At 63.7% G+C, this 24,899-nt stretch carries 21 protein-coding genes; 17 read left to right on the top strand and 4 right to left on the bottom strand.

Annotated features, from left to right (window positions below; all coding sequences use genetic code 11):
• Positions 1–5: 5 nt before the first annotated feature.
• The 11 genes from ligD to CO656_RS30205 all read left to right on the top strand — a co-directional run bounded on the left by ligD (position 6) and on the right by CO656_RS30205 (position 12,254).
• Positions 6–2,468, top strand: coding sequence for a DNA ligase D (ligD, locus tag CO656_RS11230; RefSeq protein ID WP_097525812.1), 2,463 nt, complete (start codon positions 6–8; stop codon positions 2,466–2,468).
• A 25-nt stretch (positions 2,469–2,493) separates the two neighbouring features.
• The gene (locus CO656_RS11225; protein ID WP_097525811.1) at positions 2,494–3,378 is read left to right on the top strand and encodes a Ku protein; all 885 of its coding nucleotides are present in this window, start codon (positions 2,494–2,496) and stop codon (positions 3,376–3,378) included.
• The gene (locus CO656_RS11220) at positions 3,378–4,466 is read left to right on the top strand and encodes a tetratricopeptide repeat protein (protein ID WP_097525810.1); all 1,089 of its coding nucleotides are present in this window, start codon (positions 3,378–3,380) and stop codon (positions 4,464–4,466) included. The genes CO656_RS11225 and CO656_RS11220 overlap by 1 nt, the downstream gene beginning before the upstream one ends.
• Before the next feature lie 90 nt (positions 4,467–4,556).
• The gene (locus CO656_RS11215) at positions 4,557–5,195 is read left to right on the top strand and encodes an alpha/beta fold hydrolase (RefSeq protein ID WP_037419076.1); all 639 of its coding nucleotides are present in this window, start codon (positions 4,557–4,559) and stop codon (positions 5,193–5,195) included.
• Positions 5,196–5,201: 6 nt separating this feature from the next.
• The gene (xth, locus tag CO656_RS11210) at positions 5,202–5,975 is read left to right on the top strand and encodes an exodeoxyribonuclease III (RefSeq protein ID WP_097525809.1); all 774 of its coding nucleotides are present in this window, start codon (positions 5,202–5,204) and stop codon (positions 5,973–5,975) included.
• Between the two features lie 78 nt (positions 5,976–6,053).
• Positions 6,054–6,941 (top strand): NAD(P)-dependent oxidoreductase, encoded by an 888-nt coding sequence (locus CO656_RS11205; protein WP_097525808.1) that lies wholly within the window; start codon positions 6,054–6,056, stop codon positions 6,939–6,941.
• A gap of 252 nt (positions 6,942–7,193) precedes the next feature.
• On the top strand, positions 7,194–8,003 hold the full coding sequence (locus tag CO656_RS11200) for a TIM barrel protein (protein ID WP_097525807.1): 810 nt from the start codon (positions 7,194–7,196) through the stop codon (positions 8,001–8,003).
• 236 nt (positions 8,004–8,239) lie between these two features.
• Entirely contained in the window at positions 8,240–9,169 is a 930-nt protein-coding gene (locus CO656_RS11195) for a sugar ABC transporter substrate-binding protein (protein WP_097525806.1), read from the top strand.
• A gap of 143 nt (positions 9,170–9,312) precedes the next feature.
• Positions 9,313–10,854: a sugar ABC transporter ATP-binding protein gene (locus CO656_RS11190; protein WP_097525972.1), complete on the top strand. Its 1,542-nt coding sequence runs from the start codon at positions 9,313–9,315 to the stop codon at positions 10,852–10,854.
• A 30-nt stretch (positions 10,855–10,884) separates the two neighbouring features.
• Positions 10,885–11,910, top strand: coding sequence for an ABC transporter permease (locus tag CO656_RS11185; RefSeq protein ID WP_097525805.1), 1,026 nt, complete (start codon positions 10,885–10,887; stop codon positions 11,908–11,910).
• Between the two features lie 200 nt (positions 11,911–12,110).
• Positions 12,111–12,254, top strand: a complete 144-nt coding sequence (locus tag CO656_RS30205) for a hypothetical protein (protein ID WP_162843166.1) — start codon at positions 12,111–12,113, stop codon at positions 12,252–12,254.
• A 21-nt stretch (positions 12,255–12,275) separates the two neighbouring features.
• Here the strand turns inward: CO656_RS30205 and CO656_RS11180 are convergent, their stop codons facing one another.
• Together CO656_RS11180 and CO656_RS11175 are read right to left on the bottom strand one after the other, a co-directional pair.
• Positions 12,276–13,655 (bottom strand): sensor histidine kinase, encoded by a 1,380-nt coding sequence (locus CO656_RS11180; protein ID WP_097525804.1) that lies wholly within the window; start codon positions 13,653–13,655, stop codon positions 12,276–12,278.
• A complete protein-coding gene (locus CO656_RS11175; protein WP_097525803.1) occupies positions 13,652–14,329 on the bottom strand; it encodes a response regulator transcription factor in 678 nt (225 codons plus the stop codon). Before CO656_RS11175 ends, CO656_RS11180 begins: the two co-directional genes overlap by 4 nt.
• A 78-nt stretch (positions 14,330–14,407) precedes the next feature.
• On the opposite strand from CO656_RS11175, the gene CO656_RS11170 reads away from it, so the two are divergent.
• The 5 genes from CO656_RS11170 (at position 14,408) to CO656_RS11150 (ending at position 19,020) form a co-directional block, all read left to right on the top strand.
• Positions 14,408–15,475: an ABC transporter substrate-binding protein gene (locus CO656_RS11170; protein WP_097525802.1), complete on the top strand. Its 1,068-nt coding sequence runs from the start codon at positions 14,408–14,410 to the stop codon at positions 15,473–15,475.
• Between the two features lie 253 nt (positions 15,476–15,728).
• Positions 15,729–16,673, top strand: a complete 945-nt coding sequence (locus CO656_RS11165) for a tripartite tricarboxylate transporter substrate binding protein (protein ID WP_097525971.1) — start codon at positions 15,729–15,731, stop codon at positions 16,671–16,673.
• Entirely contained in the window at positions 16,670–17,161 is a 492-nt protein-coding gene (locus CO656_RS11160) for a tripartite tricarboxylate transporter TctB family protein (protein WP_037383908.1), read from the top strand. The genes CO656_RS11165 and CO656_RS11160 overlap by 4 nt, the downstream gene beginning before the upstream one ends.
• Positions 17,162–17,175: 14 nt before the next feature.
• A complete protein-coding gene (locus tag CO656_RS11155) occupies positions 17,176–18,693 on the top strand; it encodes a tripartite tricarboxylate transporter permease (RefSeq protein WP_037383905.1) in 1,518 nt (505 codons plus the stop codon).
• A gap of 162 nt (positions 18,694–18,855) precedes the next feature.
• Complete coding sequence (locus CO656_RS11150; RefSeq protein ID WP_097525801.1) at positions 18,856–19,020, top strand: hypothetical protein; 165 nt, start codon at positions 18,856–18,858, stop codon at positions 19,018–19,020.
• A 56-nt stretch (positions 19,021–19,076) separates the two neighbouring features.
• On the opposite strand, the gene CO656_RS11145 is transcribed toward CO656_RS11150, so the two are convergent.
• Positions 19,077–22,667 (bottom strand): FecR domain-containing protein, encoded by a 3,591-nt coding sequence (locus tag CO656_RS11145; RefSeq protein ID WP_097525800.1) that lies wholly within the window; start codon positions 22,665–22,667, stop codon positions 19,077–19,079.
• 212 nt (positions 22,668–22,879) lie between these two features.
• Here CO656_RS11145 and CO656_RS11140 point away from each other — a divergent pair, with 212 nt between their 5' ends.
• Positions 22,880–23,659, top strand: a complete 780-nt coding sequence (locus CO656_RS11140) for a TIGR01458 family HAD-type hydrolase (RefSeq protein ID WP_097525799.1) — start codon at positions 22,880–22,882, stop codon at positions 23,657–23,659.
• Positions 23,660–23,727: 68 nt separating this feature from the next.
• On the opposite strand, the gene CO656_RS11135 is transcribed toward CO656_RS11140, so the two are convergent.
• Positions 23,728–24,762, bottom strand: a complete 1,035-nt coding sequence (locus CO656_RS11135) for a glutamine synthetase beta-grasp domain-containing protein (RefSeq protein WP_037383900.1) — start codon at positions 24,760–24,762, stop codon at positions 23,728–23,730.
• Positions 24,763–24,899 lie beyond the last annotated feature (137 nt).

Here is a 24,899-nt window from a genome sequence, read left to right as displayed (position 1 = left end):
GTCGCATGGCGACGTCGAAGCTTGAGGCCTACCGCAAGAAGCGCGATTTTTCGAAGACGCCGGAGCCGGCCGGGCGCCCGGCCGGCGGCGGCAACCGTTTCGTCGTGCACAAGCATCATGCGACTGCAGACCATTACGATCTGAGGCTCGAAGTCGGCGGCGTGCTGAAGAGCTGGGCGGTCCCCAAGGGCCCCTCGCTCAACCCGGCCGACAAGCGCCTGGCGGTCGAGACCGAGGACCATCCGATTGACTATATCGACTTCGAAGGCGTCATTCCGGAGGGCCAATATGGCGCCGGGCCGATGATCGTCTGGGACACCGGTGTGTGGGCGCCGATGGACGATGTCGAGGAGAGCCTGCGCAAGGGCGCTTTCAAGTTTCGCCTGGCCGGCGAAAAGCTCAACGGCGGCTGGATGCTGACGCGGCTGAAGGCGAGGCCCGGCGAAGAGGACGATCGCAACTGGCTTCTCTTCAAGGAACGCGATCCGGCCGCCGATCCCTCCATCGATATTCTTGCCGCCCGGCCGGAAAGCGTCAAATCGGGGCGGCGGATCGAGGAGCTCGTTGAAAAGCCGACGCCAGCCGCCAAGACGGTGAAGCTCAAGCCGGGCGTTCTTCCCGGCGCGACGAAGGCGCCGATGCCGACACGCATCGAACCGCAACTCGCAATACCAACCGCCGCACCGCCGGACAGTGCCCCCGGGCGCGAGGTATGGCTGCATGAGATCAAGTTCGACGGCTACCGCACGATGGCGCACTTATCCAGCGGCGAGGTGCGCCTCATCACCCGCGGCGGCCTCGACTGGACGCGACGCTACGGCGATCTGCCCGAGGCGTTTCGCCGGCTGCCATGCCCCGAAGCCGTCATCGATGGCGAAATCGTCGTGCTCGACGAGGAGGGCATCAGCCGTTTTGCGCTCCTTCAGGAGGCGCTCTCCGCCGGCGCAGGCAACCGGCTGGTGTTCTATGCCTTCGATCTTCTGCATCTCGACGGCTGGAACCTCGCCGCTGTCCCGCTCGAGAAGCGCAAGGCTCTGCTCAAGCAGGTGCTCGCGGCGCAACTGTCGAGCCGCTCCGCCATCCAGTTGAGCGATCACGTCATCGGCGACGGGCGCGCCTTTTACCAGCAGGCCTCGGAACTGGGGCTCGAGGGGGTCATTTCCAAACGCGCCTCGGCGCCCTACCAGAGCGGCCGCTCCAAGACCTGGACCAAGACCAAGGCGCTGAAGGCGGAAGATTTCGTCATCGCCGGCTATACCATGTCGGAAGCCGCCGAAGGCCTTGCCGCGCTCGCGCTCGGCGAATGGGTCGACGGCGAACTGCAATATCGCGGCAAGGTCGGAACCGGCTTTGACGCCGAAACGCTGAAACAATTGCTGGCGCGGCTGGAGCCGCTGAGGGCAGGTGCGGCGAAGCTCGAGGGTGCTCCGAAGGAGATCATCTGGGTCCGACCGGTATTGAGGGCGCGCATTCACTACGGGAATCGAACAGCCGACAATATTCTGCGCCATGCGGTGTTCCGGGGCCTCCGTGACGTCGACCTCTCGACGCCAGTTTCACCGCGGCAAAAACGGCTGATTTCCGACGCGGACCTGGCCAGCATCTCGATCACCAATCCGACCCGGCGCCTGTTCGGCAAGTCCGGCCCGACCAAGCTCGACCTCGCCGTCTACTACGCCATGATCGGCGATTTCATGCTGCCGCACATCCTCGGCCGACCCGTCTCTCTGGTGCGCTGCCCGACGGGAAAAACGGCGGACTGCTTCTTTCAGCGCCACCCCTTCACCGGCATGCCGCCTTCGGTCGCGACCTTCCAAACCGCCAACTCGGACGGCGAAACCAAAACTTATCTTTCCGTCGAGGATGCGAAATCCTATCTGGCGCTGGCGCAGTTCGGCGTCGTCGAATTCCACAATTGGGGTACGACGCGCATGCTGCTCGACAAGCCCGATCGCATGGTCTTCGACCTCGACCCCGGCGAAGGTGTCGCCTGGCGGGTAGTGGTCGAAGCGGCCATTCACATCAAGGCCGAACTCGAGGCGGTCGGCCTCGTCCCCTTCGTCAAGACCTCGGGCGGCAACGGCCTCCATGTCGTCCTGCCGGTCAGACCGAAGTTTAACTGGAAGAAGTTCCACCAGGCGGCAAGCGCGATCGCCGCCCGCCTGGCGGCGACCGCGCCGGAGACCTTCACCACCACCATGGGCAAGGGCAATCGCGTAAGGCGCATCTTCATCGACTTCCACCGCAATGCGCGCAGCCATACCTGGGCCGCACCCTATTCGCTGCGCGCCCGTACCAACCTGCCGGCCTCGACGCCGCTCAGTTGGTCCGATCTCGAAGCTATCGACGCTCCGGGGGATTTGAACTATTCTTCGCTGCCAGGCCTTCTGGCCACATCCGGCGATCCCTGGGCCGACATCGGCGACTTCGCCAGGGAACTGCCGCCTCAGTCCGGGACGGAAAAGTAATCGTAGTGCCGCGTAGGAGACCACCATGGCACCCAGGGCAAGTTGGAAGGGATATCTCAGACTCAGTCTCGTGAGCTGCCCGGTTAGGCTTTATCCGGCCACCAGCAGCAGCGAACGCATTACATTCAATCAGTTGCACAAGGATACCCACAACCGGATCAACATGAAGCCGGTCGATCCGGAGCTTGGCCTTGTCGAACGATCCGACCTGGTGAAGGGCTACGAATACGAGGACAAGAAATACATCGTCATCGACGAGGCCGACCTCGACAGCGTCAGGATCGAATCGAACCACACGATGAACATCGAGGCCTTCGTCGAGGAAGGCTCCGTCGACGTGATCTACCAGGATGCGCCCTATTATCTGGCGCCGGACGGGGCGATGGCCGAGGAGACCTTCATCGTCCTGCGGGAGGCCCTGCGGCGGAGCGGCAAGCTCGCCATCGCCCGCCTGGTACTCTCGAGCCGTGAACGAGTGATCACTATCGGCCCACGCGAGACCGGCATGTTCGTCTGCACGCTCAGGAACCCGAACGAGGTGCGCGGCACGGCCGAATATTTCGGCAACATTCCGGTCGGCAGTCCCGACCCGGAAATGCTGCAGCTCGCCGAGGCGCTCATCCAGCAAAAGACCACGACCTTCGATCCGAAGAACTACGAGGATCGCTACGAGATCGCGCTGATGCAGATGATCCGCGAAAAATTGAAGGGCCATAAGCCGATTATCGCGGCGCCGCCTGACCGCGGCAACGTCATCAACCTGATGGATGCGTTGAAGGCGAGCCTGTCGCAGACGAAGCCGCCGGCCAAAAGCAAGAGCAAAATCGAACCAGCTGCCAAGCCCGCATCCAAGAGCGCTGCTGCCAAACCCGCCGCGGCAAAGAAGACGACCACACAGAAGAAGGCCTGATGGCGGTCGCCGGCAAGACATTCGGCATCGTCGGGCCGCTCGCCGCTTATCCGCGGCGGCTGATCGCACGGGAGGTCGAACGCCAGGGCGGACATCTGCGACGCGGCGTCACCCGGCAAACTACCCATGTGGTTTTCGGCCGCGGCTTACTCCTGAAGGCAACCGATGCGGAAATCGAGGCGCGTTTCGAACGGGAGGCCGTCTTCGGACGGCGCCTGCTCAGCGAGAACGGTTTCCTTCGGCTCCTGGGCCTGGCGACCGCGCCGGAAACGTCGGCGCTGCCCCGGCAATCGTTGATCGACCAGGCGAAGATCGCGCCTCGCCTCTTCGACCTGCTGTCGTTGTTCGACGCCTTCGAACACGACAGCGAACCCTACTCGTTCCGCGACGTGATCCTCGCCCGCAAGTATGCCGGACTGATCTCGAGCGGCGCTGGCTGGGGGGCGATCGCGCGCTCCGTCCAGCGCTCCGGCCATGTCGCTTCGCTGACGGCGCTGTCGCTCCATCACGAAGGCCCGAGGACGATCTATGCCCGGCGGGCCGAGGGCCTGAGCGAACTCGATGGGCAGTTGCTGCTCGACCTCGGCGCCGTCGAGGAGGCGGAACTCGAGGAGCTCTTCGCGCAAGCCGAGGCGGCCGAGCACGAAGGCGAATATGACGAAGCAGCCTCCATCTATCAGCGTTACCTCGCCATCGACCGTACCGACTCCGTCGCCGCCTTCAACCGCGCCAACTGCCTTCGGGCTGCCGGCCGCGAACTGGATGCCGCGCATGACTACGCCCGGGCGCTTAAGCTCGACCCCTCCTTTGCCGAGGCATGGTTCAACCTCGCCGGGCTCATGGGCGAGCGCGGCCGCATCGACACCGCCCGCAGATACCTTCAAAAGGCGATCGACGTCGGCGGCAATTACGCTGATGCGATCTTCAACCTGGCTAAACTCGAATTCGATGCCGGCGATCTCGGCGAGGCACGCCGTTGGTGGAAGCGTTATCTCGAATTCGACAGGGATTCCGAATGGGCGCGAACCGCCGAGCGCGGCGTGCAGTTCGTGAACCTTCACCTTCTCCCGACGGCGCCCAGCGCCTGAACAGGTGCGGCCTGTGGCGCTTTGGATCGCCGCATGATCTTATCCTGAGATCGCCTGATAAACGGAATCATCCAGAGGACGGCTGCCTGAATGGTCGGAAAGTTCCTGTTCGACGGACCGGAGGACGCGCCGGTCACAATTCTTCTTGCCCATGGCGCCGGCGCGCCGATGGATTCGGCCTCGATGAGCGCCACGGCCAGGGCGCTCGCGGAGGCAGGCTTCCGCGTCGTCCGGTTCGAATTCGGCTATATGGCGGCGCGGCGCACCGGCGAGCGCAAGCCCCCGCCCCGCGCCGAAACGCTCAATCCGGAATATCGCGCCGCGGTCGCCGAACTCGGCGCGAAGGGCCCGCTAATCATCGGCGGCAAGTCGATGGGCGGACGCGTCGCCAGCATGGTCGCCGACGAGCTTCATGCCGGGGGTAAAGTCGCCGGGCTCATCTGCCTCGGCTATCCTTTCCACCCGCCGGCCAAACCCGAGCAGCTCCGCACCAGGCATCTCGCCGGGCTCCAGACGCCGACGCTGATCTGCCAGGGAACCCGCGACGAGTTCGGCACGCGCGAAGAGGTTCGGGGCTATACGCTGTCCGACCAGATCGAAGTTCTCTGGCTGGAGGACGGCGACCATGACCTGAAACCGCGCAAGAGCATCTCCGGCTTCTCCGCGGCCGATCATCTGAAAACGCTCGCTGACGCTGTCACGCGCTGGGCCGGCGACTTGGTCCGCTGAGCCCGCATGAAGATTGCCACCTTCAACATCAACGGCGTCAACAAGCGGCTGGACAACCTGCTGGCTTGGCTCGCAGCGGCCGAGCCGGATGTCGTCTGCCTGCAGGAGCTCAAGGCAACGGACGGGCAGTTTCCGAAGCAGGCGATCGAGGCCGCCGGCTATGGCGCCGTGTGGCGAGGCCAATCGGCTTGGAACGGCGTGGCAATCCTTGCCCGTGACGGCGAACCGGTCCTGACACGCACGGACCTGCCCGGGGATCGATCCGACACGCAGAGCCGCTATATCGAGGCGGCCGTGAACGGCATCCTGATCGCCTCGCTCTACGCCCCGAACGGCAATCCGCAGCCGGGGCCGAAATTCGACTACAAGCTCGCCTGGCACCAGCGCCTCGCCAGCCACGCCGCCGAGCTGTTCGAGACCGGCCTGCCGGTCGTGCTTGCCGGCGACTACAATGTCGTCCCGGAACCGCGCGACATCTATCCGACCCGCTCCTACGACGACAACGCCCTCGTCCAGCCGCAAAGCCGCGCCGCCTTTCGGCAATTGCTCGAGCAGGGGTGGCTCGATGCGCTGCGCAAGATCTACCCGGACGAGCAGCTTTTCACCTTCTGGGACTATCGCCGCAATCGTTGGCAGCGAAACGCCGGCCTGCGGCTCGATCACATCCTGCTCAGTCGAAAACTCAGGCGCCGGCTGACCGGCGCCGGCATCGACCGGGATGTGCGCGCGTGGGAAAATGCCAGCGACCACGCGCCGGTGTGGGTCACCTTGAGAGATTAGCAGGCGGAGCGGCCAGAATTTCGGTCTGGCGATCCCGCGCCAATCGTGCACCATGGCGTCAGCACCATGGAGGCGAACATGACAAAGGCGAATGTGGGTTTCATCGGGCTCGGGCTGATGGGCCAGGGCATGGCCGCCAACATCCTGAAAAAGGGCTGGCCGCTCTCGGTCATGGCGCACCGCAACCGCGCGCCGGTCGAGACGCTCGTTGCAGAAGGCGCGAAGGAGGTGAGGACGCCGCGCGAGATGGCGGAGCACTGCGAAGTCATCGTGCTCTGTGTGACCGGCTCGCCTGAAGTGCTGGCCGTCGTCGAAGGCGCGGACGGCATTGCCGCCGCCGGGAGGCCGCTGACGATCGTCGATTGCTCGACCTCCGATCCTTCGGTGACGACGAAGCTCGCTGCGGACCTGGCCCCGAGGCGCATTACGCTCGTCGATGCGCCGCTGAGCCGCACCCCGGCGGACGCCGCCGCCGGCACGCTCGATATCATGGTCGGCGGGGCGGACGAAGACGTGCGTCGCGTCTGGCCGGTGCTTGAGTGCTTTGCGGGCCGCATCATTCACACCGGCCCGACGGGGACCGGCCACACGATGAAGCTGCTCAACAACTTCCTGTCGATGGGCTATGCGGCGCTCTATTCCGAAGCGCTGATGCTCGGGCGAAAGGCCGGCCTCGAACCGGAGATCTTCGACAGCGTGATCCGCGGCGGCCGCATGGATTGCCCCTTCTACCAGACCTTCTTCCGCTGGGTGCTGGAGCGCGACCCGAATGCCCACAAGTTCGCCATCCGCAACGGCTTCAAGGACATGAGCTATCTCGCCGCCTTCGCCAATGCCGCCGGCGTCGCCAATCCGATCGGCGCGGCCGTCAGGAACGCCTTCGCCCAGGCAGTCGGGGCCGGGCGGGGCGAGGACTATGTGCCGATGCTCTCGGATTTCGTTGCCGAGGCCAACGGGGTCAAGTGAACCCACGCGGGCGGAATTTGCCTGGTTCGATCTAGGCTTGACTGTCGAATCCTGAAACCGATCGCCGGCGCATCGCTCCGGCGCTTTGACAGATTCCTCTCATCGCCGCGGCGCAATCTTGCAGGAATGCAATGCCGCTGCACGACTAGGACTTTGACTGGACGCGTCTTCACGGTGAATGTGGTCGCCGAAATGGAACAAACGTTCCGAACAACGGCGACAGCCATTCCAAACATTCCTGGAGGACATCCATTGACCGCCCTTCCCTTCGCCCTCAACCATATGGCCGCTCCGGCGCTGCCGCTCGATGCCTTTTTCGCGCTGGCGAGATCGCTCGGAGTCTCGGCGGTGGAAATTCGCAACGACCTTTCGGGCAATGCCATTCTCGACGGCACGACGCCCTCTAAGGTGAAGGCGCTTGCGGAAAGAGACGGACTGACGATCATTTCGATCAACGCCCTGCAGCGCTTCAACGAATGGAACGAGGCACGGGAGGCGGAGGCGCGCGAGCTCATTTCCTATGCGCGCGATTGCGGCGCCGAGGCTCTGGTGCTGGTGCCTGTCAATGACGGCAGCGGCCAGGAGGACGGCGAGCGCCAGGCCAATCTTCGTAGGGCTTTGCGAGCCCTGAAGCCGCTGCTCGATGCGGCCGGCGTCATCGGCCTTGTCGAGCCGCTCGGCTTCGAAATCTGCTCGCTGCGCTCCAAGACCGAGGCCGCAGAGGCGATTCGGGAAATCGGCGGCGAGACCTTCCGGCTCGTCCACGATACCTTCCACCATCACCTCGCCGGCGAGGACGCTTTCTTCCCGGAACTGACCGGCCTCGTCCACATTTCCGGTGTCAGCGACGAGGCTGTTGCGGTCTCCGAAATGCGCGACCCGCACAGGATTCTGGTCGACGCTGCAGACCGGCTGGACAATGCGGGACAGATCCGTCGGCTTCGCGCCGAAGGCTACGAAGGTCCCTTCTCGTTCGAGCCCTTCGCGCCTTCCGTCCATGCCTTGAGCGAGCCGGCCACGGCCGTTCGTAAGAGCATGGATTACCTGCAATCCCGCGCCTGATCGCTTGACGGGAGAGAGGGCGCGGAAATTGGCCCCGGCGCCGCAAGATGCACTTGACGGCGTCCGGATAAAATGGAATACATATTCCGTCTTTGCGAACCACTGGTTTGTTTGTTCCGTTTTCATCAGAAGCGCAACGGGAGTGTTGCTTCTGACAGGAGATGAGCTCGATCAACGAGAATCGAGTTTCCGGCAAGAAAAGGTGTGGCCGGCACCAAAGTGGAGGAGAAGTAGACATGAAGAAATTCATTCTGGGCACTGCGATGGCTGTTATGCTGTCGACGGCTGCGCATGCGGAGACGATCGGCGTCTCGATGGCGCTGTTCGACGACAACTTCCTGACGGTTCTGCGCAACGGCATGCAGGACTATGCCAAGACGCTGAACGGCGTCGAGCTGCAGATCGAAGACGCGCAGAACGACGTCGCCAAGCAGCAGAGCCAGATCCAGAACTTCATCGCTGCCGGCGTCGACGCGATCATCGTCAACCCGGTCGACACGGATGCAACCGCCGCCATGTCGAAGATCGCCGCAGACGCCGGCATTCCGCTCGTCTACGTCAACCGCGAGCCGGTGAACATCGACTCGCTCCCGGAAAAGCAGGCCTTCGTCGCATCGAACGAAGTCGAATCCGGCACGCTGGAGACGCAGGAAGTCTGCAAGATGCTCGGCGGCAAGGGCAAGGCCGTCGTCATGATGGGCGAACTCTCCAACCAGGCCGCCCGCATGCGCACCAAGGACGTTCACGACGTTCTCGCCACCGACGCCTGCAAGGGGATCGAGATCGTCGAAGAGCAGACCGCCAACTGGTCGCGCACCCAGGGCGCCGACCTGATGACCAACTGGCTTTCCGCCGGCGTTGAGTTCGATGCCGTGATTGCCAATAACGACGAAATGGCGATCGGTGCCATCCAGGCGTTGAAAGCTGCCGGCCGGTCGATGGACTCGGTCGTGATCGGCGGCGTCGACGCCACCCAGGACGCGCTCGCCGCCATGGCTGCCGGCGACCTCGACGTGACCGTATTCCAGAACGCCGCCGGCCAGGGCCAGGGCTCGGTCGATGCCGCGCTGAAGCTCGCCAAGGGCGAACCGGTCGAGAAGAAGGTCTACATCCCCTTCGAGCTCGTCACCAAGGAAAACCTAGCCAAGTACCAGGCCAAGAACTGATCGTTCCTCGTGGGGAGCGCGGCTTCAGCCGCGCTCCCACTCTAAGCGAGTCCAGCCTGAAGCCCGCTTGGGCCTAAGAGAGGGCTGTTCCGCCCGCCGCGTGGACGTTCCGGCCGGGGCCGGAGGATCGGGAGGCAATGACCATGACGCTCAGTCCCACAACGATGGCAGCCGTGCGCGCCAGCGGTGCCGTACCCAATGCCGAATATCTCCTGGCCGCCGAAGGCGTGCGCAAGGAATTCCCGGGCGTCGTCGCGCTCGACGACGTTCAGTTCAAGCTGAAGCGCGGCACCGTGCACGCGCTGATGGGCGAGAACGGTGCCGGCAAGTCGACGCTGATGAAGATCCTCGCCGGCATCTATCACCCAGACCGCGGCGAGGTGAAGCTCCGCGGCGCCGACGTCCAGCTGAAATCGCCGCTCGACGCGCTCGAAAACGGCATCGCCATGATCCATCAGGAACTGAACCTGATGCCGTTCATGACGGTCGCCGAGAACATCTGGATCCGCCGCGAGCCGAAGAACCGCTTCGGCTTCGTCGACCACGGCGAAATGCGCCGCATGACTGCCAAGCTCTTCGAGCGGCTGAAGATCGACATCGATCCGGAAATCGAAGTCCGCCACTTGTCGGTCGCCAACCGGCAGATGGTCGAGATCGCCAAGGCGGTCTCCTACGAATCCGACGTCTTGATCATGGACGAGCCGACCTCCGCACTCACAGAACGCGAGGTGGCGCATCTTTTCGAAATCATCCGGGATCTCCGCTCGCAAGGCATCGGCATCGTCTACATCACCCACAAGATGAACGAGCTGTTCGAGATCGCGGATGAATTCTCGGTTTTCCGCGACGGCAAATATATCGGCACGCACGCCTCCAGCCAGGTCACCCGTGACGACATCATCCGCATGATGGTCGGCCGCGAGATCACCCAGATGTTCCCGAAGGAAGAGGTGCCGATCGGCGACGTCGTGCTGTCGGTCAAGAACCTGACGCTCAACGGCGTCTTCCACGACGTCTCCTTCGACGTGCGCGCCGGCGAAATCCTCGGCGTTGCCGGCCTTGTCGGCTCGGGCCGATCGAATGTCGCCGAGACGTTGTTCGGCGTCACCCCGGCAAGCTCGGGCACGATATCGATCGACGGCAAGGACGTGGTGATCGACAGCCCGAATACGGCGATCAAGAACCGCATGGCGTTCCTGACCGAGGACCGCAAGGACACCGGGTGCCTGCTGATCCTCGACATTCTCGAGAACATGCAGATCGCCGTGCTGCAGGACAAGTTCGTCAAGCGCGGCTTCGTCTCCGAGAAGGAAGTCACCGCCGCCTGCGAGGAGATGAGTCGCAAGCTGCGCGTCAAGACGCCGAACCTGCAGGAGCGCATCGAGAACCTCTCGGGCGGCAACCAGCAGAAGGTGCTGATCGGCCGCTGGCTGCTCACCAATCCGCATATTCTGATCCTGGACGAGCCGACCCGCGGCATCGACGTCGGCGCCAAGGCCGAGATTCACCGCCTGGTGACCGAACTCGCCCGCAACGGTGTCGCCGTCATCATGATCTCGTCGGAAATGCCCGAGGTGCTCGGCATGAGCGACCGGATCATGGTCATGCATGAGGGCCGCGTCACCGGCTTCCTCGACAGGGCAGAAGCCACCCAAATCAAGGTCATGGAACTTGCCGCGCGCTAGCGCAGATGCCGACCGCAGGGAGGAAAGACAATGGAAACCAATATCGCTGCACAGGGCGCGGGTTCGCCGCTTGCCGGATCGAGACGGCGCCTACCGCCCGAGTTCAACATCTTCCTGGTGCTGATCGGCATAGCGCTCGTCTATGAAGTTCTCGGCTGGCTGCTCGTCGGCCAGAGCTTCCTGATGAATCCCCAGCGCCTGACGATCATGATCCTGCAGGTATCGGTGATCGGCATCATCGCCGTCGGCGTGACGCAGGTCATCATCACCGGCGGCATCGACCTTTCTTCAGGCTCCGTCGTCGGCATGACGGCGATGATTTCGGCGAGCGTCGCGCAAGCCTCTACCTGGCCGCGAGCGCTCTATCCCTCACTGACCGACCTGCCGGCCATCGTGCCGATCGGACTTGGCGTCGGCATCGGCCTTATCGCCGGCTATATCAACGGGCAATTGATCGCCAAGACCAAGATCCCGCCCTTTATCGCCACCCTCGGCATGATGGTGTCGGCACGCGGCATCTCCAAGTGGTACACGAAGGGCCAGCCGGTCTCCGGGCTCACTGAGCAGTTCAACTTCATCGGCACGGGCATCTGGCCGGTCATCGTCTTTCTCGTGGTCGCGCTGATCTTCCATATTGCGCTTCGCTACACCCGCTACGGCAAGTTCACCTATGCGATCGGCGCCAACGTCCAGGCCGCACGCGTCTCCGGCATTAATGTCGAAGCGCATCTGATCAAGGTCTACGCCATCGCCGGCATGCTGGCCGGCCTTGCGGGCGTCGTCACCGCAGCCCGGGCACAGACCGCCCAGGCCGGCATGGGCGTCATGTACGAACTCGACGCGATCGCCGCGACGGTCATCGGCGGCACGTCGCTGACCGGCGGCGTCGGCCGCATCACCGGCACCGTTATCGGCACGATCATCCTCGGCGTCATGACCTCCGGCTTCACCTTTCTGCGGGTCGACGCGTACTACCAGGAGATCGTCAAGGGCGTGATCATCGTTGCCGCCGTGGTCGTCGACGTCTATCGCCAGAAAGGCCGGAAAAAGACGTAAAGAAACTGCCTCCCAGTGCAGCCGCTCGCCGGGATGAAGAAATTCATCCCGGCATTTTTGTTGTCTGCTACGCGGATCTATCGATATTCTTGCTACTCGACATATGCTTCCCTTGCAAAGCAGCTCGGTAGACTCTGCCGTGGCCATCGGCTCGTCGATAGACTATATGAACGGCATTCCAAACCTATCGGAGATTTGTCATGTCATCGCAGCGCAAGCCTGCGAACCAGGTTCAATCGCGTTTCGCTCGCCAGCTCTGGAACGAGCTGCTGCGGGTTCAAACCCGCGACGCCGCATCTCTTCTCGAAGCCCGCGACCGCGAGGAAAGCGAAGAGCGCTCGTAACGGCTTCGCGGCTGCGGCTCTTCACCCTGCCGGAAAAGTCACGACCACCTTCAGACCGCGACCGCCCTCGCCGTCCTCGAGGCGCATCGTTCCGGCATAAAGCGTGGCGATTTCCTCGACGATCGGCAGGCCGAGCCCGGTGCCGGGCGCCTCATTGCCGCCGCGCCGGAAGCGCTTCAGCACCGCCTCGCGCAGCTCCGGCCTGATACCCGGCCCGTTGTCTTCCACCTCAAGCGCAATCTCGTCATCCGACCTTGAGACGCGCACCGTCACCTCCGCCCCGCGCCCGGCATAGAGCAGCGCATTGCCGATGAGGTTCTTCAGGAGCTCTCCGACAAGCAGCGGTTCGGCGCGGATCCAATGCTCCCCCTCGCCGGCAAAACCGAGATCGATGCCCACCTCGCCGGCCGCCGGCACGTGCTCGGCGGTGACGCTGCGTGCCAGCCGAGCAAGTTCGATCCGCTCCGATCCGCGCGCCTCCTCCTTGGCCGCCGCATCGATCTTCGCCATCAGCAGCAACTGCGCCAGGATGCGCTCGGCGTTCGCAACCGCCTCGTCCGCCTTCGCGGCGGCCGAGAGAGCCTCGTTGACGGTCGCCGCCCGGCGGGCGAGCGCCAGCTGTGTGCGGATAATCGCGAGCGGTGTGCGCAACTGATGGCTGGCATTGCCGGTGAAATGGCGAAGCGCATCGAGCGCCGACTGCAGCCGCACCATGAAGGAATTGACCGTGTCGACCAGCCCCTGCACCTCGCTCGGCACACGCTCGCCGATCGGATGGAGATCGTCTGGACTGCGCTCGGCGATCGCGTCGCCGAGCCGGTAGAGCGGCCGTAAGGAAAAGGTCACCGCCACCCAGACGATCAGGGCGGCACCGGCGATCATCAAGCCGAGGCGGAGCGCCGAGTGCAGCAGGATCGTCTGCGTCAGCTGGCGTCTCGCAATCGTCGTCTCGGCGACGGTGACGACGAAGGGAACGGAATTGACGCCGGTGGAGGCGGAGCGGCGAAGCACCGCCAGCCGTATGGGCTCGCCGCGGAAGACCGCATCGGCAAAGCTCGTCGACTGGCCGGCGGCCTCGGGAAGCGACGGCAGCGTCTGGTAGCCGGTGATGAACTCCCCCGGAGGGCCATCCACCCGGTAAAAGACGCGGTCCTGCGCGGCCGAGGTCAGCATTTCCAGCGCCACATAGGGTATGTCGACCTGAAGCGTGCCGTCCTCGGCGACGACCACACGCTCGGCGATCGCCAGCGCCGAGCCTGCGAGCACGCGGTCCGAAACGACATTCGCCGTCTTGACCGCTTCCCGATAGGTATCCATCAAGGCGATGACCCCGATCACCGCGGTCGAGATCAGCAGCCAGCCGAGCAGCCTTCTTCTCAGCGAATAGACGGCCGTCCTCATTCGGGGCCCGTTGCCTTGTCGAGGTAGTAACCGATGCCGCGGGCCGTGCGCACCGTCAGCCCGTAGGGCGCCAGGCGCTTGCGCAGCCGGCTGACATATTGCTCGATCGCATTGGGGCTGAGATCGTCATCGAGGCCGGTCAGCGACTGAACGATCGCGTCCTTGGCGACCACCTTGCCGGCGCGCATGAAGAGAAGCTCGAGCAGCCCGAGCTCGCGCGCCGGAATCTCGATCGGCACGCCGCCGGCGGAAAAACTGCGGGCGTTCAGATCCAGCGAGACATTGCCGTAGCTGACGATCGAGCTGCGCAGGCCGGCCTGACGGCGGAGCAGGACCCGCACGCGCGCCTCGAACTCGCCGATGTCGAAAGGCTTGATCAGGTAGTCGTCAGCGCCAAGATCGAGGCCCTTGATCCTTTCTTCGGGCGAGCCGCGGGCCGTCAGGATCAGGACGGCCGCCCGGTTCTGCCGGGCCCGCATGGCGCGCAGCACGTCGAGCCCGTCCATCTCCGGCAGGTTCAGGTCCAGGATCACCAGATCGAAGCTCTCGGCGGCGGCGACGGCATGCGCCGAGGCGCCGTCGTTCACCACGTCGACGGCATAGCCGCTGCCGCGCAAAAGCGCCGAGAGACCCTCTGCCAGGGCCTGATTGTCTTCAACAAGCAAGATACGCAAATCGTCACTCTCCCCCGCTTCACCTTATCGGCCGCGACCTTGCTTGTGAACGGCGTGCGGGTGAGGCATTGTGAAATTATGCAGTTCTTGATTTCCTTCGCTTTTTGGTTGTTTTTCGTCGGGTTCGCCTGCGCCGCGCCGGTGCTCTTCCCGGCCTTTTCCGGCGATGCGGCGGCGCCCGTTCTCGTCGTCTATTCCTCGCTCGACGAGCCGCTGGCGCGCCCGATGATCGTCGGCTTCCAGAAGGCCAATCCGGATGTCGCGGTCCGCTACGAGGACATGCTGACCGGCGAGATCTACGACCGGATCGTCAAGGAGACCGATGCCGGCCAGAGGACGGCCGATTTCGCCTTCTCCTCCGCGATGGACCTGCAGGTGAAGCTCAGCAATGACGGTTATGCCCAGCGCAGCGACCTGCCGATGAGCGGCCGCTGGCCGGCCTGGGCGAACTGGCGCAACACGGCCTATGCGCTAACCTTCGAGCCGGCCGTGTTCGTCTATCACAAACCGAGTTTTTCAAAAGAAAAGCCGCCGGCGACGCGCGCCGAATTCGTCGACTATCTGAAGCGTCAGGGAAGCGAGATCTTCGGCCGGATCGGCACCTATGATATCGAGCGATCCGGCGTCGGCTTCCTGTTCATGGCGCGCGACCAGGAACAGTTCGGCGACATCTGGAGCGTCATCCAGGCAATGGGTGCTGCGGGCGTCAAGCTCTATTCGACCAGCCAGGCGATCCTCGAGCGGGTGGCGGACGGGCGCTTCGTGCTCGGCTACAATATCCTCGGCTCCTATGCCGCCGACTGGGCCTCCAGGCATCCGGATGTCGGCATCGTGCTGCCGAAGGACTATACCGTGGTGATGTCGCGAATCGGCCTGGTTCCGCAGGCCGCCGCCTCTCCAGATCTCGGCCGCCGCTATCTCGAATTCTTCATGTCGAAGGAAGGTCAGACGATCATGGCGCGCGAGCTTGAGATCCCGGCCGTGAGTCCCGAGGTCGCCGGCGAGAACACCGCCAACACCATGCAGGAAATGCTCGGCGGCCAGTTGAAGCCGGTGCCGGTCAGTCCGGGACTCATGGTCTATCTCGACCAAGTCAAACGCGCCCGGCTGATCGCCCGCTGGAACGAGGTGCTCAGACTCCAGTGAATATTCTTCCTCCAGTGATATTTGTGGAGCCGAAACAAACCGTTTACGAGCCAGCCGGTTGATGTCAGGTTAATGTCAGCTTTCTATGTTGGTTTAGGGCCGCTGGCGACCCGTGGAGGCGGAATGCCAGCAGCGCATCGGGAGGAAATTGCCAATCCGGTCGGAGGCTGCCGCTTTCAAGGTCAGCCGCCCGTTTCTCCCGTTCGCGACAACGATCAACGCGCGGACGAACCGCGCCTACGGAGGACCGACCTTGAAACACTTCTTCCTCGCATCCATTCTCGCCGGCGCGCTGGCGCTTCCGGCCTATGCCGCCGACTACACGATCATCGCGCCGGCCAATCCCGGCGGCGGCTGGGATCAGACCGCCCGTTCGCTGCAGACCGTCATGCAGCAGGAAGGCATCTCCGGCAATGTCCAGGTGCAGAACGTACCCGGCGCCGGCGGCACGATCGGCCTCGCCCAGTTCGCCAGCCAGCAGAAGGGCAACCCGAACGCGCTGCTCGTCGGCGGTTATGTCATGGTCGGCGCCATCCTCACCAACAACTCGCCGGTCACCCTCAAGGACGTCACGCCGATCGCTCGCCTGACGGGCGAATACGAGGCGATCGTCGTTCCGGCCGCTTCCGAGATCAAGACGATGGCTGATCTCGTCGAAGCCCTGAAGAAGGATCCGGGCGCCGTATCCTGGGGCGGCGGCTCGGCCGGCGGTACCGACCACATCGCCGTAGGCCTCATCGCCAAGGCGGCCGGCGTCGATCCGACCAAGATCAACTACATCGCCTATTCCGGCGGTGGCGAGGCGCTTGCCGCGATCCTCGGCAACCAGGTGACGGCCGGCATCTCCGGCTATGGTGAATTCGAGTCGCAGGTCAAGGCCGGCACGCTCCGCCTCCTCGCGGTGACGAGCGCCGAGCGCATCCCCGGCATCGATGCCCCGACGCTGAAGGAATCCGGCCTCGACGTCGTCGTCGAGAACTGGCGCATGGTCGCCGCCGCTCCGGGCCTCACCGACGAGCAGAAGGCTGCCGTCTCCGCCGATATCGAGAAGCTCGCCAAGTCCGCCGGCTGGCAGGAAGTGCTGAAGACCAAGGGCTGGCAGGACACCTATCTCGCCGGCGACGCCTTCAACGAGCAGCTCGCCAAGGACGTCGCGGCCACGGAAGCCGTCCTCAAGGACATCGGACTGGTCAAATGAGCAGGGGAGATAGTCCTTCCGTCGAAACGCGCCGCCCTGATCGGGCGGCGCTGATCATCGCCGTAGTGCTGGCTGCCATTGCCGGCGTGATCTTCTGGGACGTTTCCCGGCTTACCGGGCTTGCCGGCTACTCGCAGGTCGGCCCGACCACGGTGCCTTATGCGATCGCCTGCTGTCTGATCGTGCTTGCCATCTGGACGGCCGTCGAGGGTTTCAGGGGCGACTTTGCCGAGCGTGAACCGCAGCAGTTCGGACCGGTCGCCTGGGTCGTCGGCGGGCTTGCGGCGCAGATGCTGCTGCTCAACACGCTCGGCTTTTCGATTGCCACCGGCATCCTCTTCGCCATGACGGCGCGCGGCTTCGGGAAACGGCAACTTTGGCTGACAATTCCCTTCGGCATCGTCGCCAGTTTCCTCGTCTGGACGATTTTCGCCAAAGTCCTGCAATTGTCGCTGCCGGCAGGACCGCTTGAACGCCTGCTCTTCTAGAAAGGCCGACAATTATGGGTACTCTTGACTTCCTTTTGCAGGGGCTGCTGGTTGCTGCGCAACCGATGAACCTGCTCTACGCGCTGATCGGCGTCACCCTCGGCACGGCCGTCGGCGTGCTGCCGGGCATCGGCCCGGCGCTCACCGTCGCGCTCCTTTTGCCGGTGACCTATCAGCTCGACCCCGGCGGCTCGCTGATCATGTTCGCCGGCATCTATTACGGCGGCATGTATGGTGGCTCGACGACGTCCATCCTGCTGAACACGCCCGGCGAGAGCTCCTCGATCGTCACCGCGCTCGAAGGTAACAAGATGGCGCGCGCCGGCCGCGGCGGCCCCGCTCTGGCAACGGCAGCGATCGGCTCCTTCGTCGCCGGCCTTATCGCGACCCTCGGGCTCGCCTTCGTCGCCCCCTATATCGTCAAGCTGGCCCTCGTCTTCGGGCCGCGCGAATATTTCGCGCTGATGGTGCTCGCCTTCGTGACCGTCTCCTCCGCCTTCGGCGACTCGACGCTGCGCGGCCTTACCTCGCTCTTCGTTGGCCTGACGCTTGCCTGCATCGGCATCGACCAGCTGACCGGCCAGGCGCGGCTTTCCTTCGGCGTCCCGGACCTGCTCGACGGCATCGAGGTGACGACGCTTGCGGTCGCCATGTTCGCGATCGGCGAGACGCTCTACATCGCCGCCCAGGGCGACAAGGGTCCCGACAAGGTCGAGGCGGTGCGCGGTTCGGTCTGGATGAGCGCCTCGGATTGGGCGCGCTCCTGGAAGGCGTGGCTGCGCGGCACCTTCATCGGCTTCCCGATCGGCGCGATGCCGGCCGGCGGCGCCGAAATCGGCACCTTCCTCTCCTATGCGACCGAAAAGCGGCTGAGCAAGCATCCGGAAGAATTCGGCAATGGCGCGATCGAGGGCGTCGCCGGCCCGGAGGCCGCCAACAACGCCTCGGCAGCCGGTACGCTCGTGCCGCTGCTGACGCTCGGCCTGCCGACGTCGGCAACGGCGGCGATCATGTTGGCCGGCTTCCAGCAATATGGCCTGCAGCCGGGGCCGTTGCTGTTCGCCACCAACCCGCAGCTCGTCTGGGGCCTGATCGCCAGCCTGCTGATCGCCAACTTCATGCTGCTCGTCCTGAACCTGCCCCTGGTCGGCCTCTGGGTGAAGCTGCTGACGATCCCGAAACCCTGGCTCTATGCCGGCATCCTGCTGTTCGCGACGCTCGGCACCATCGGCGCCAACCCCTCGGTGTTCGAACTCGGCATGCTCCTCGCCTTCGGCCTGCTCGGCTACGTCATGCGCGTCTTCGGCTATCCGATCGCGCCTGTCGTCGTCGGCCTGATCCTCGGGCCGCTCGCCGAACAGCAGCTGCGCCGGGCGCTGTCGATCAGCCAAGGTGACGTGACCGTGCTCTTCACCTCGCCGATCGCCGCTGTGCTGCTGGTGATTGCGGCGCTGGCCTTCATCGTGCCGCTGATCCTCAGAGCCCGCGGCCGCGGCGAGGTACTCGCCCAGCTTGCTGCCAGCGAAGATTGATCGCTTTCGCCTCCCAAGGCGCTTTGGCGCGGGCCCGGTTGGCAGACCGCCAGCCGGGCCTGCTTGCGTTGCATGGCTGGGGTGAGGATTTGTGCATTGCAAAAAAGCCCGACGGGCCCCATCTTTTGCTCATCGAATTGAGAAAGAAAGTGAGCAAAGACAATGACTAGCAAGAACCGCATGGGCTTCATCGGTCGCGCCTTCGCCGTCCTCGGCGCAGCGACCGCCGCAGCCGCGGCAGTCGAAGGTCACCGCCGCCCGAACGCCCGCGACCTCCACACCCTCGGCATCAACCCGGCCAGCTTCCCGGACACCCGCCGCGGCTGATGACGCCGAACTACGCTTGATCGACACGCCGTGCGTGACTCCGGGTGATCGAGTCGCTAAAACTTCGCCCTGACGGTGCCCAGGACAGTGCGGCCTGGGCCGGGAATGCCAAAAGCCAGATCGAAGTCGTCATCGAACACATTTAGCAATTGCAGACCGAGTTCCAGGTGTCCGCCCGGCGACTCCCAACTAATCGCAGCATCGCTTGTCGTGTATGATGACAGCTCGATGCCAAAGGGCGCGCCAACCCGTTCCCCGACGAAGGTCTGAGCTATAGTGGCCTTGACGCGCGAAGGGTGAACGATCGTCAGCCCGACCTGCGCCCGATAATCCGGCACAAGTGGCACGCCGAACTCCCCGCCGCTACCGGGCGTCAAGTCGACGCTGTGGTTCCAGGTGAACGATCCGAAGGCACCGAGACCTTCGCCGATCCAGTAGTTGCCGCTGATATTGATGCGGTCGATCTCGCCGGTCGTCGTGTCGAAGCTGCCGAGCAACTCGGGGACATCCAACGAAAGCCCGTCGAAACGCTGGTGCTGGTACTCGACCGACGTGAAGAGCCGCTCCGACCACTCCGCCTCCCAACGCAGCGCCGCTGTCCTTGCGCTGCCGCCGATGAACAACGGCAGTTCCAGTGGCGTCAACCCGACGGTCGACACCGGGGCGAGGGTGTAATTCGATGAAGACTGCGTATCTTCGCGATAAAATGCGCGCAGCCAGTGATTTTCTACCGGCGACCAGGCGACGCCGACACGCGGATCGACGCAGGGACAATCATCGGTTACGTCGTCCAACCAATTGAGGTAAACACCGCCCTGGAATGTGAGATCCTCGGAAATTTCCCAAATGGCGTCGCCATAGCCGCGCGTTGCATTGCCCTTCTCGGAAAGTCGATCGACGAAGAACACGCCTCCCGTGAGCAGATCCGTATAGATTGCGGAGTCGCGCGTATGGAACCGGCCGGTTTCGACGCCGTATCGCAGCGTGACGGGTCCGATCCCGTACAGATGGCTGACGCCGATCGTTGCGGTCTCCTTTTCCGTTTCTTGCTCAACGCGGTATGGTCCGATATCGTCGACCAGATCGATACTCTGGTCCACATGCGTGTCGCCGAGGACGGCGAACGCCTGCAGCAGATTGCGATTGCCGAAGGTATGACTCCACGCGATCCCAAGGTCGGAAAATCGAGTTTCTCTGATGTCGAAGGGCGTCGGAAACCAAGTCTGCCCGGGAAACCCCGTTTCGAGATCGACGAAACCGCCGAACAGGTAAACATTGTCCTCCAAGGTCGGATGTATGCCGACAGAGAAATTTGCGCCGGTGATATCATCGCGATCGTTCGCGCGCGGGCTATCCGGCCGCAGTGCCTCCGCCTGCAGATAATAGCTTATCGGCAGTGGTGCAAAGGTCGTACCTTGGACGAGCATGTCGCTCTTCCAGCCAAGCTCGCCATCCTGCAAGATCAGGCCGCCCCCAATGGCCGTTTCAAAAAAGCTGGTTCGTTCGAGTGAGTTGCGGGTGGTGGCGGACGCCACCGCAAGAGGATCGAGCAATAGCGCCTGCAAGTTCGACGAAGCGCTTGAACTGCCTGCCTCGGTCCGCTGGCTCGGAGAAAGCAGAGGGGAAAATCCCTCAAAAGGACTGATCCGGCCGGACGCTGCCTCGTCGAGATAAGTGGTCGATCTGAAAGGATCATAGGAGCGGTCCGCGTAATACTGGCTCCATTCGTTAAGACTGACATTGTCGAGGGCGATGCCGAGGAAGGACGAGACCTGGCGATTGGCATCGTAACCGCCGTAGTACCCGCCGCGAGCCTGGCGGCGCCGCAGTGCCTCGCGCGCCTCGACGATCGCATCGTCGGCGCGATACTGGTCGAGGGCGATGCCGGAGCGGATCAAGGGAATTGACGGGTTTTCCGGATCAAACCGGTCGGCATTGTCGAGCGCCTGGGCGGCCTCCTCCTCCGCCCCCAGTTGATAGCTGCCGATCGCCAGACCGATGAGGCTGTCCCCGTAGGTCGGGTTGACGGCGGAGGCTTCGAGTAGCGTTTTCTCGCCCTCCTCGGTTTTTCCTATTCGCAAGAGATATCGGCCTTTGGCCGCCAAAACCGCATAGGATTGCGGGTCAAGCGCCTCCGCCCTTTCGACCTCCGCCTTTGCCGCTGCGACCTGATCGTTGTCCATCAGGAAGCGCGCATAGTTTGCGTGCAAGGCGGCATTTTCCGGGTTCAGTTCGACCGCGCGCCGATGGGCGGCATCGGCCTCCACCATAGCATTGCGATCGCTTAGGACGATGCCGCGTTCGTTCCAGATGGCATCGTTGCCAGGAGCGATCTTCGCGGCGTGTTTCAGGTCCCGAAGTGCGCCATCGAGGTCGCTGGAAATGCTTGCGCGGAAGCGCGCATTGGCGAGCAGATAGGCCGGCTCGTTGGGATCGATAGCGCTCGCGCGGGCGAGCGCGTCTTTCACTTCGTCGCGGCGGTCGAGCTGGAAGGCAAGATCCGCACGCATTGCCGGCAGGCGTGCGTCATTCGGAAAACGGCGCTCCGCCGCCTTCAATATATCGATCGCTTCGGCCGCGCCGAGCACATGGGAAGCAGTTGCAGCCCGCATCAGCGCCGACGTCGGATCGTCGCTATAGGCGTTGTCCGGCGGCGGTGGTCGCTCGCGGTCCGGTTCAGCCAAGGATTCCGCGAACCAGCGACCGTAAATCGCAGATGCTCTGCGATTGCGCGGCAGCGCCGGCAAGGCGGCGGCGAACAGCCGGGTTGCATCGCCGTAGCGTTGCTCCAGTCCGGCGATCATCGCCTCGACGAGGTTGGCACGCGCCTCCAACTGGGCCGGCAAGGGCCGCCTCAGTCCAACTAGAGCCTCTCTGGCAGCTGCCCGGCCGTCATGCGATAGCGAGGCCTCGGCAAGTGAGACCCAATCCTCGCTGCTCCGTCGAGCAGGAGGAATGGCCAGAACGCGCGCCCGCTCGGCACGAGTCTGGCGGCCGCTCATCCCGCTTGTCGGCAAACCTGCGAAGACGCCACGCAGCTCCGAATAGAGAAGTACCTGTTCGCGCTCCTTGAGATTGACGAGGACATATTTGCGGGGCGCTTGTCCGATTGCCGCAAACGCGCCCTCCCCCTGATTTACGACGACCGATCCTTGCGCGTTCTTGAGTTCGACGCTTCCCTCAAGCACCGAGAGAGTGGTAGCGCCGTTCTCACCTATGCTAAGCGTCCAATCCGTCCCGCGGATCGCGGCGGCAGCTGAGGGTGTGTCGACGGTGAGGCCGCTGCCCCCACGCTTGGCTCGCGCCCACACGGTCCCGGACTTGAGTTCAAGTTCGCTGTCGGAGCCCTGACCGATTTTCTTGACGAGAAGCGTCGTATTGCGCCCCATACGCATCTGCGTGTCATCGGAGAACAACAGAGCAAGGCTACCGGCGGCGTTCGTGCGCAGTATGTCGCCCGCAAGAAGGTCCTGACTGACCTCCACGCTGCGCCAGCCTTCGATGTCGATGAAGCTAATTTCCTCACCGGACTTGCGGGAAATGACGGAACCCTCGGCAGACGCCGCGCGCGGCAATAGCTCGGCCGCAGTTGGCAGCCCGCTTGCCAGCAACACAAGTGCTGCAACCGCTAGTCTCAGTTTGTGCATTGATGAAGTGTCTGATGAATCCCCGCCGCTAAAATGCTGGGAGATTGGGACGAATGTCAATGTCTCGGTGAGTTGAGGCTCGGAGAAACACAACCAATTTCAGGCGGAAGCAGTCGTCCGGCTGTCACGGCAACTTTCTGGAGCACCGGGACCGTCGCTGGCGGCAAGCCACCAGAGCTTGACCCGCAGCGCACCCATGTCATCCTCATCGGATGATCAGCGCTGTGCTCCTGGATCTTGCCGGCGTCATCTATGATGGCGAAGAGGCCGTGCCTGGCGCCGCCGAGGCCGTCGCCCGGCTGCGCGCGGCCGGGCTCCCCATTCGCTTCGTCAGCAACACGACCCGCTCGAGCAAGCCGGCGATCCTTGCCCGGCTCGCAAAACTTGGACTTCCGGTAACGGGCAGCGAGCTCTTCACGCCGGCCGAGGCTGCCTGCGACTGGCTTCGCAGGCACGAGCGTGCCGTCCATCTTCTCGTCCATCCCGACCTAACGTCCGAATTCCGGGACCTACCGGTGAACGGCCGCATGGCTGTCGTTGTCGGCGATGCCGGCGACGCCTTTGACTATGTGGCCCTCAATGCGGCCTTCCGGCAACTGATCGACGGCGCCGAATTGGTGGCGCTCGCGCCGAACCGCTCCTTCCGGGACGCCGACGGCAGGTTGAGCCTCGATGCTGGCCCATTCGTTACCGCGCTGGAATTCGCCAGCCAGAAGCATGCCATCGTCCTCGGCAAGCCAGCACCCGGCTTTTTCCACGCAGCCCTTGCCACCATACCCTGCGCGGCGACGCAAGCGGTGATGGTCGGGGACGATGCGGAAACAGACGTCGCCGGTGCATTGAGCGCCGGTCTCGCTCACGCGCTGCTCGTGCGTACGGGAAAATATCGCGAGGGCGACGAGACGCGCTTCGCGCCGGCGCCGAGCGCCACGGTGCCCGACGTTGCGGCGGCGGTGGACTGGATCCTTGCGAGGCGCGGCGGAACCGAATGAATCTATCATAGCCAAACGAAAAAAGGCGCCGACCGAGGTCGGCGCCCAAGGTCTTGGGAGTCTTACGCTTAAGCTACTTTCGAGACTTGCGCCGGAACGGACGCTATCGTCTTCAGCACGCGCGAAGCGATCTGGTAGGGGTCGCCCTGGGAGTTCGGGCGGCGATCTTCGAGATAGCCCTTGTAGCCGTTGTTAACGAAGCTGTGCGGAACCCGGATCGACGCGCCGCGGTCGGCAACGCCGTAGCTGAACTTGTTCCACGGCGCCGTCTCATGCTTGCCGGTGAGGCGCAAGTGGTTGTCCGGGCCGTAGACCTCGATGTGTTCCATCAGGTTCTTCTCGAAGGCGGCCATCAGCGCCTCGAAATAGTCCTTGCCGCCAACTTCGCGCATGTAGGCGGTCGAGAAGTTGCAGTGCATGCCCGAGCCGTTCCAGTCGGTGTCGCCAAGCGGCTTGCAGTGGTACTCGACGTCGATGCCGTACTTTTCCGTCAGGCGCTGCAGCAGGTAACGAGCCATCCAGACTTCGTCGGCAGCCTTCTTGGAGCCCTTGCCGAAGACCTGGAATTCCCACTGGCCCTTGGCCACTTCGGCGTTGATGCCTTCATGGTTGATGCCGGCGGCCAGGCAGATGTCGAGGTGTTCTTCGACGATCTGGCGCGCGATGTTGCCGACGTTCTTGTAGCCGACGCCGGTGTAGTACGGGCCCTGCGGTGCCGGGTAGCCCTGCTCCGGGAAGCCGAGCGGACGGCCGTCCTTGTAGAAGAAGTATTCCTGCTCGAAACCGAACCAGGCGCCTTCGTCGTCGAGGATGGTGGCGCGGTTGTTCGACGGATGCGGCGTCTTGCCGTCCGGCATCATGACCTCGCACATGACCAGCACGCCATTGGTGCGGACCGGATCCGGGTAGACGGCGACCGGCTTCAGCACGCAATCGGAGCTGCGGCCCTCGGCCTGGTTCGTCGAGCTGCCGTCGAAGCCCCAGAGCGGCAGTTGCTCGAGCGTCGGGAACGCGTCGAATTCCTTGATCTGCGTCTTGCCGCGGAGATTTGGTACGGGCGTGTAGCCATCGAGCCAGATGTACTCGAGCTTATACTTGGTCATTAGCGAATCTCTCTAACGTGGTGCTGCGAGGTTTGAGCAATTCCTGGCGCGGCCTTGCACGGAAAACGTGCCAGACCACCAGGGATCGACTCCTTCAAGCATCAAGCGTGCCAACTCGGTGGTGGGTGCGAATCTTT

It is taken from the genome of Sinorhizobium sp. FG01 (genome assembly GCF_002531875.1).
Lineage (GTDB): Bacteria > Pseudomonadota > Alphaproteobacteria > Rhizobiales > Rhizobiaceae > Sinorhizobium > Sinorhizobium fredii_C.
This window is presented reverse-complemented; position numbering and strand designations above follow the sequence as displayed.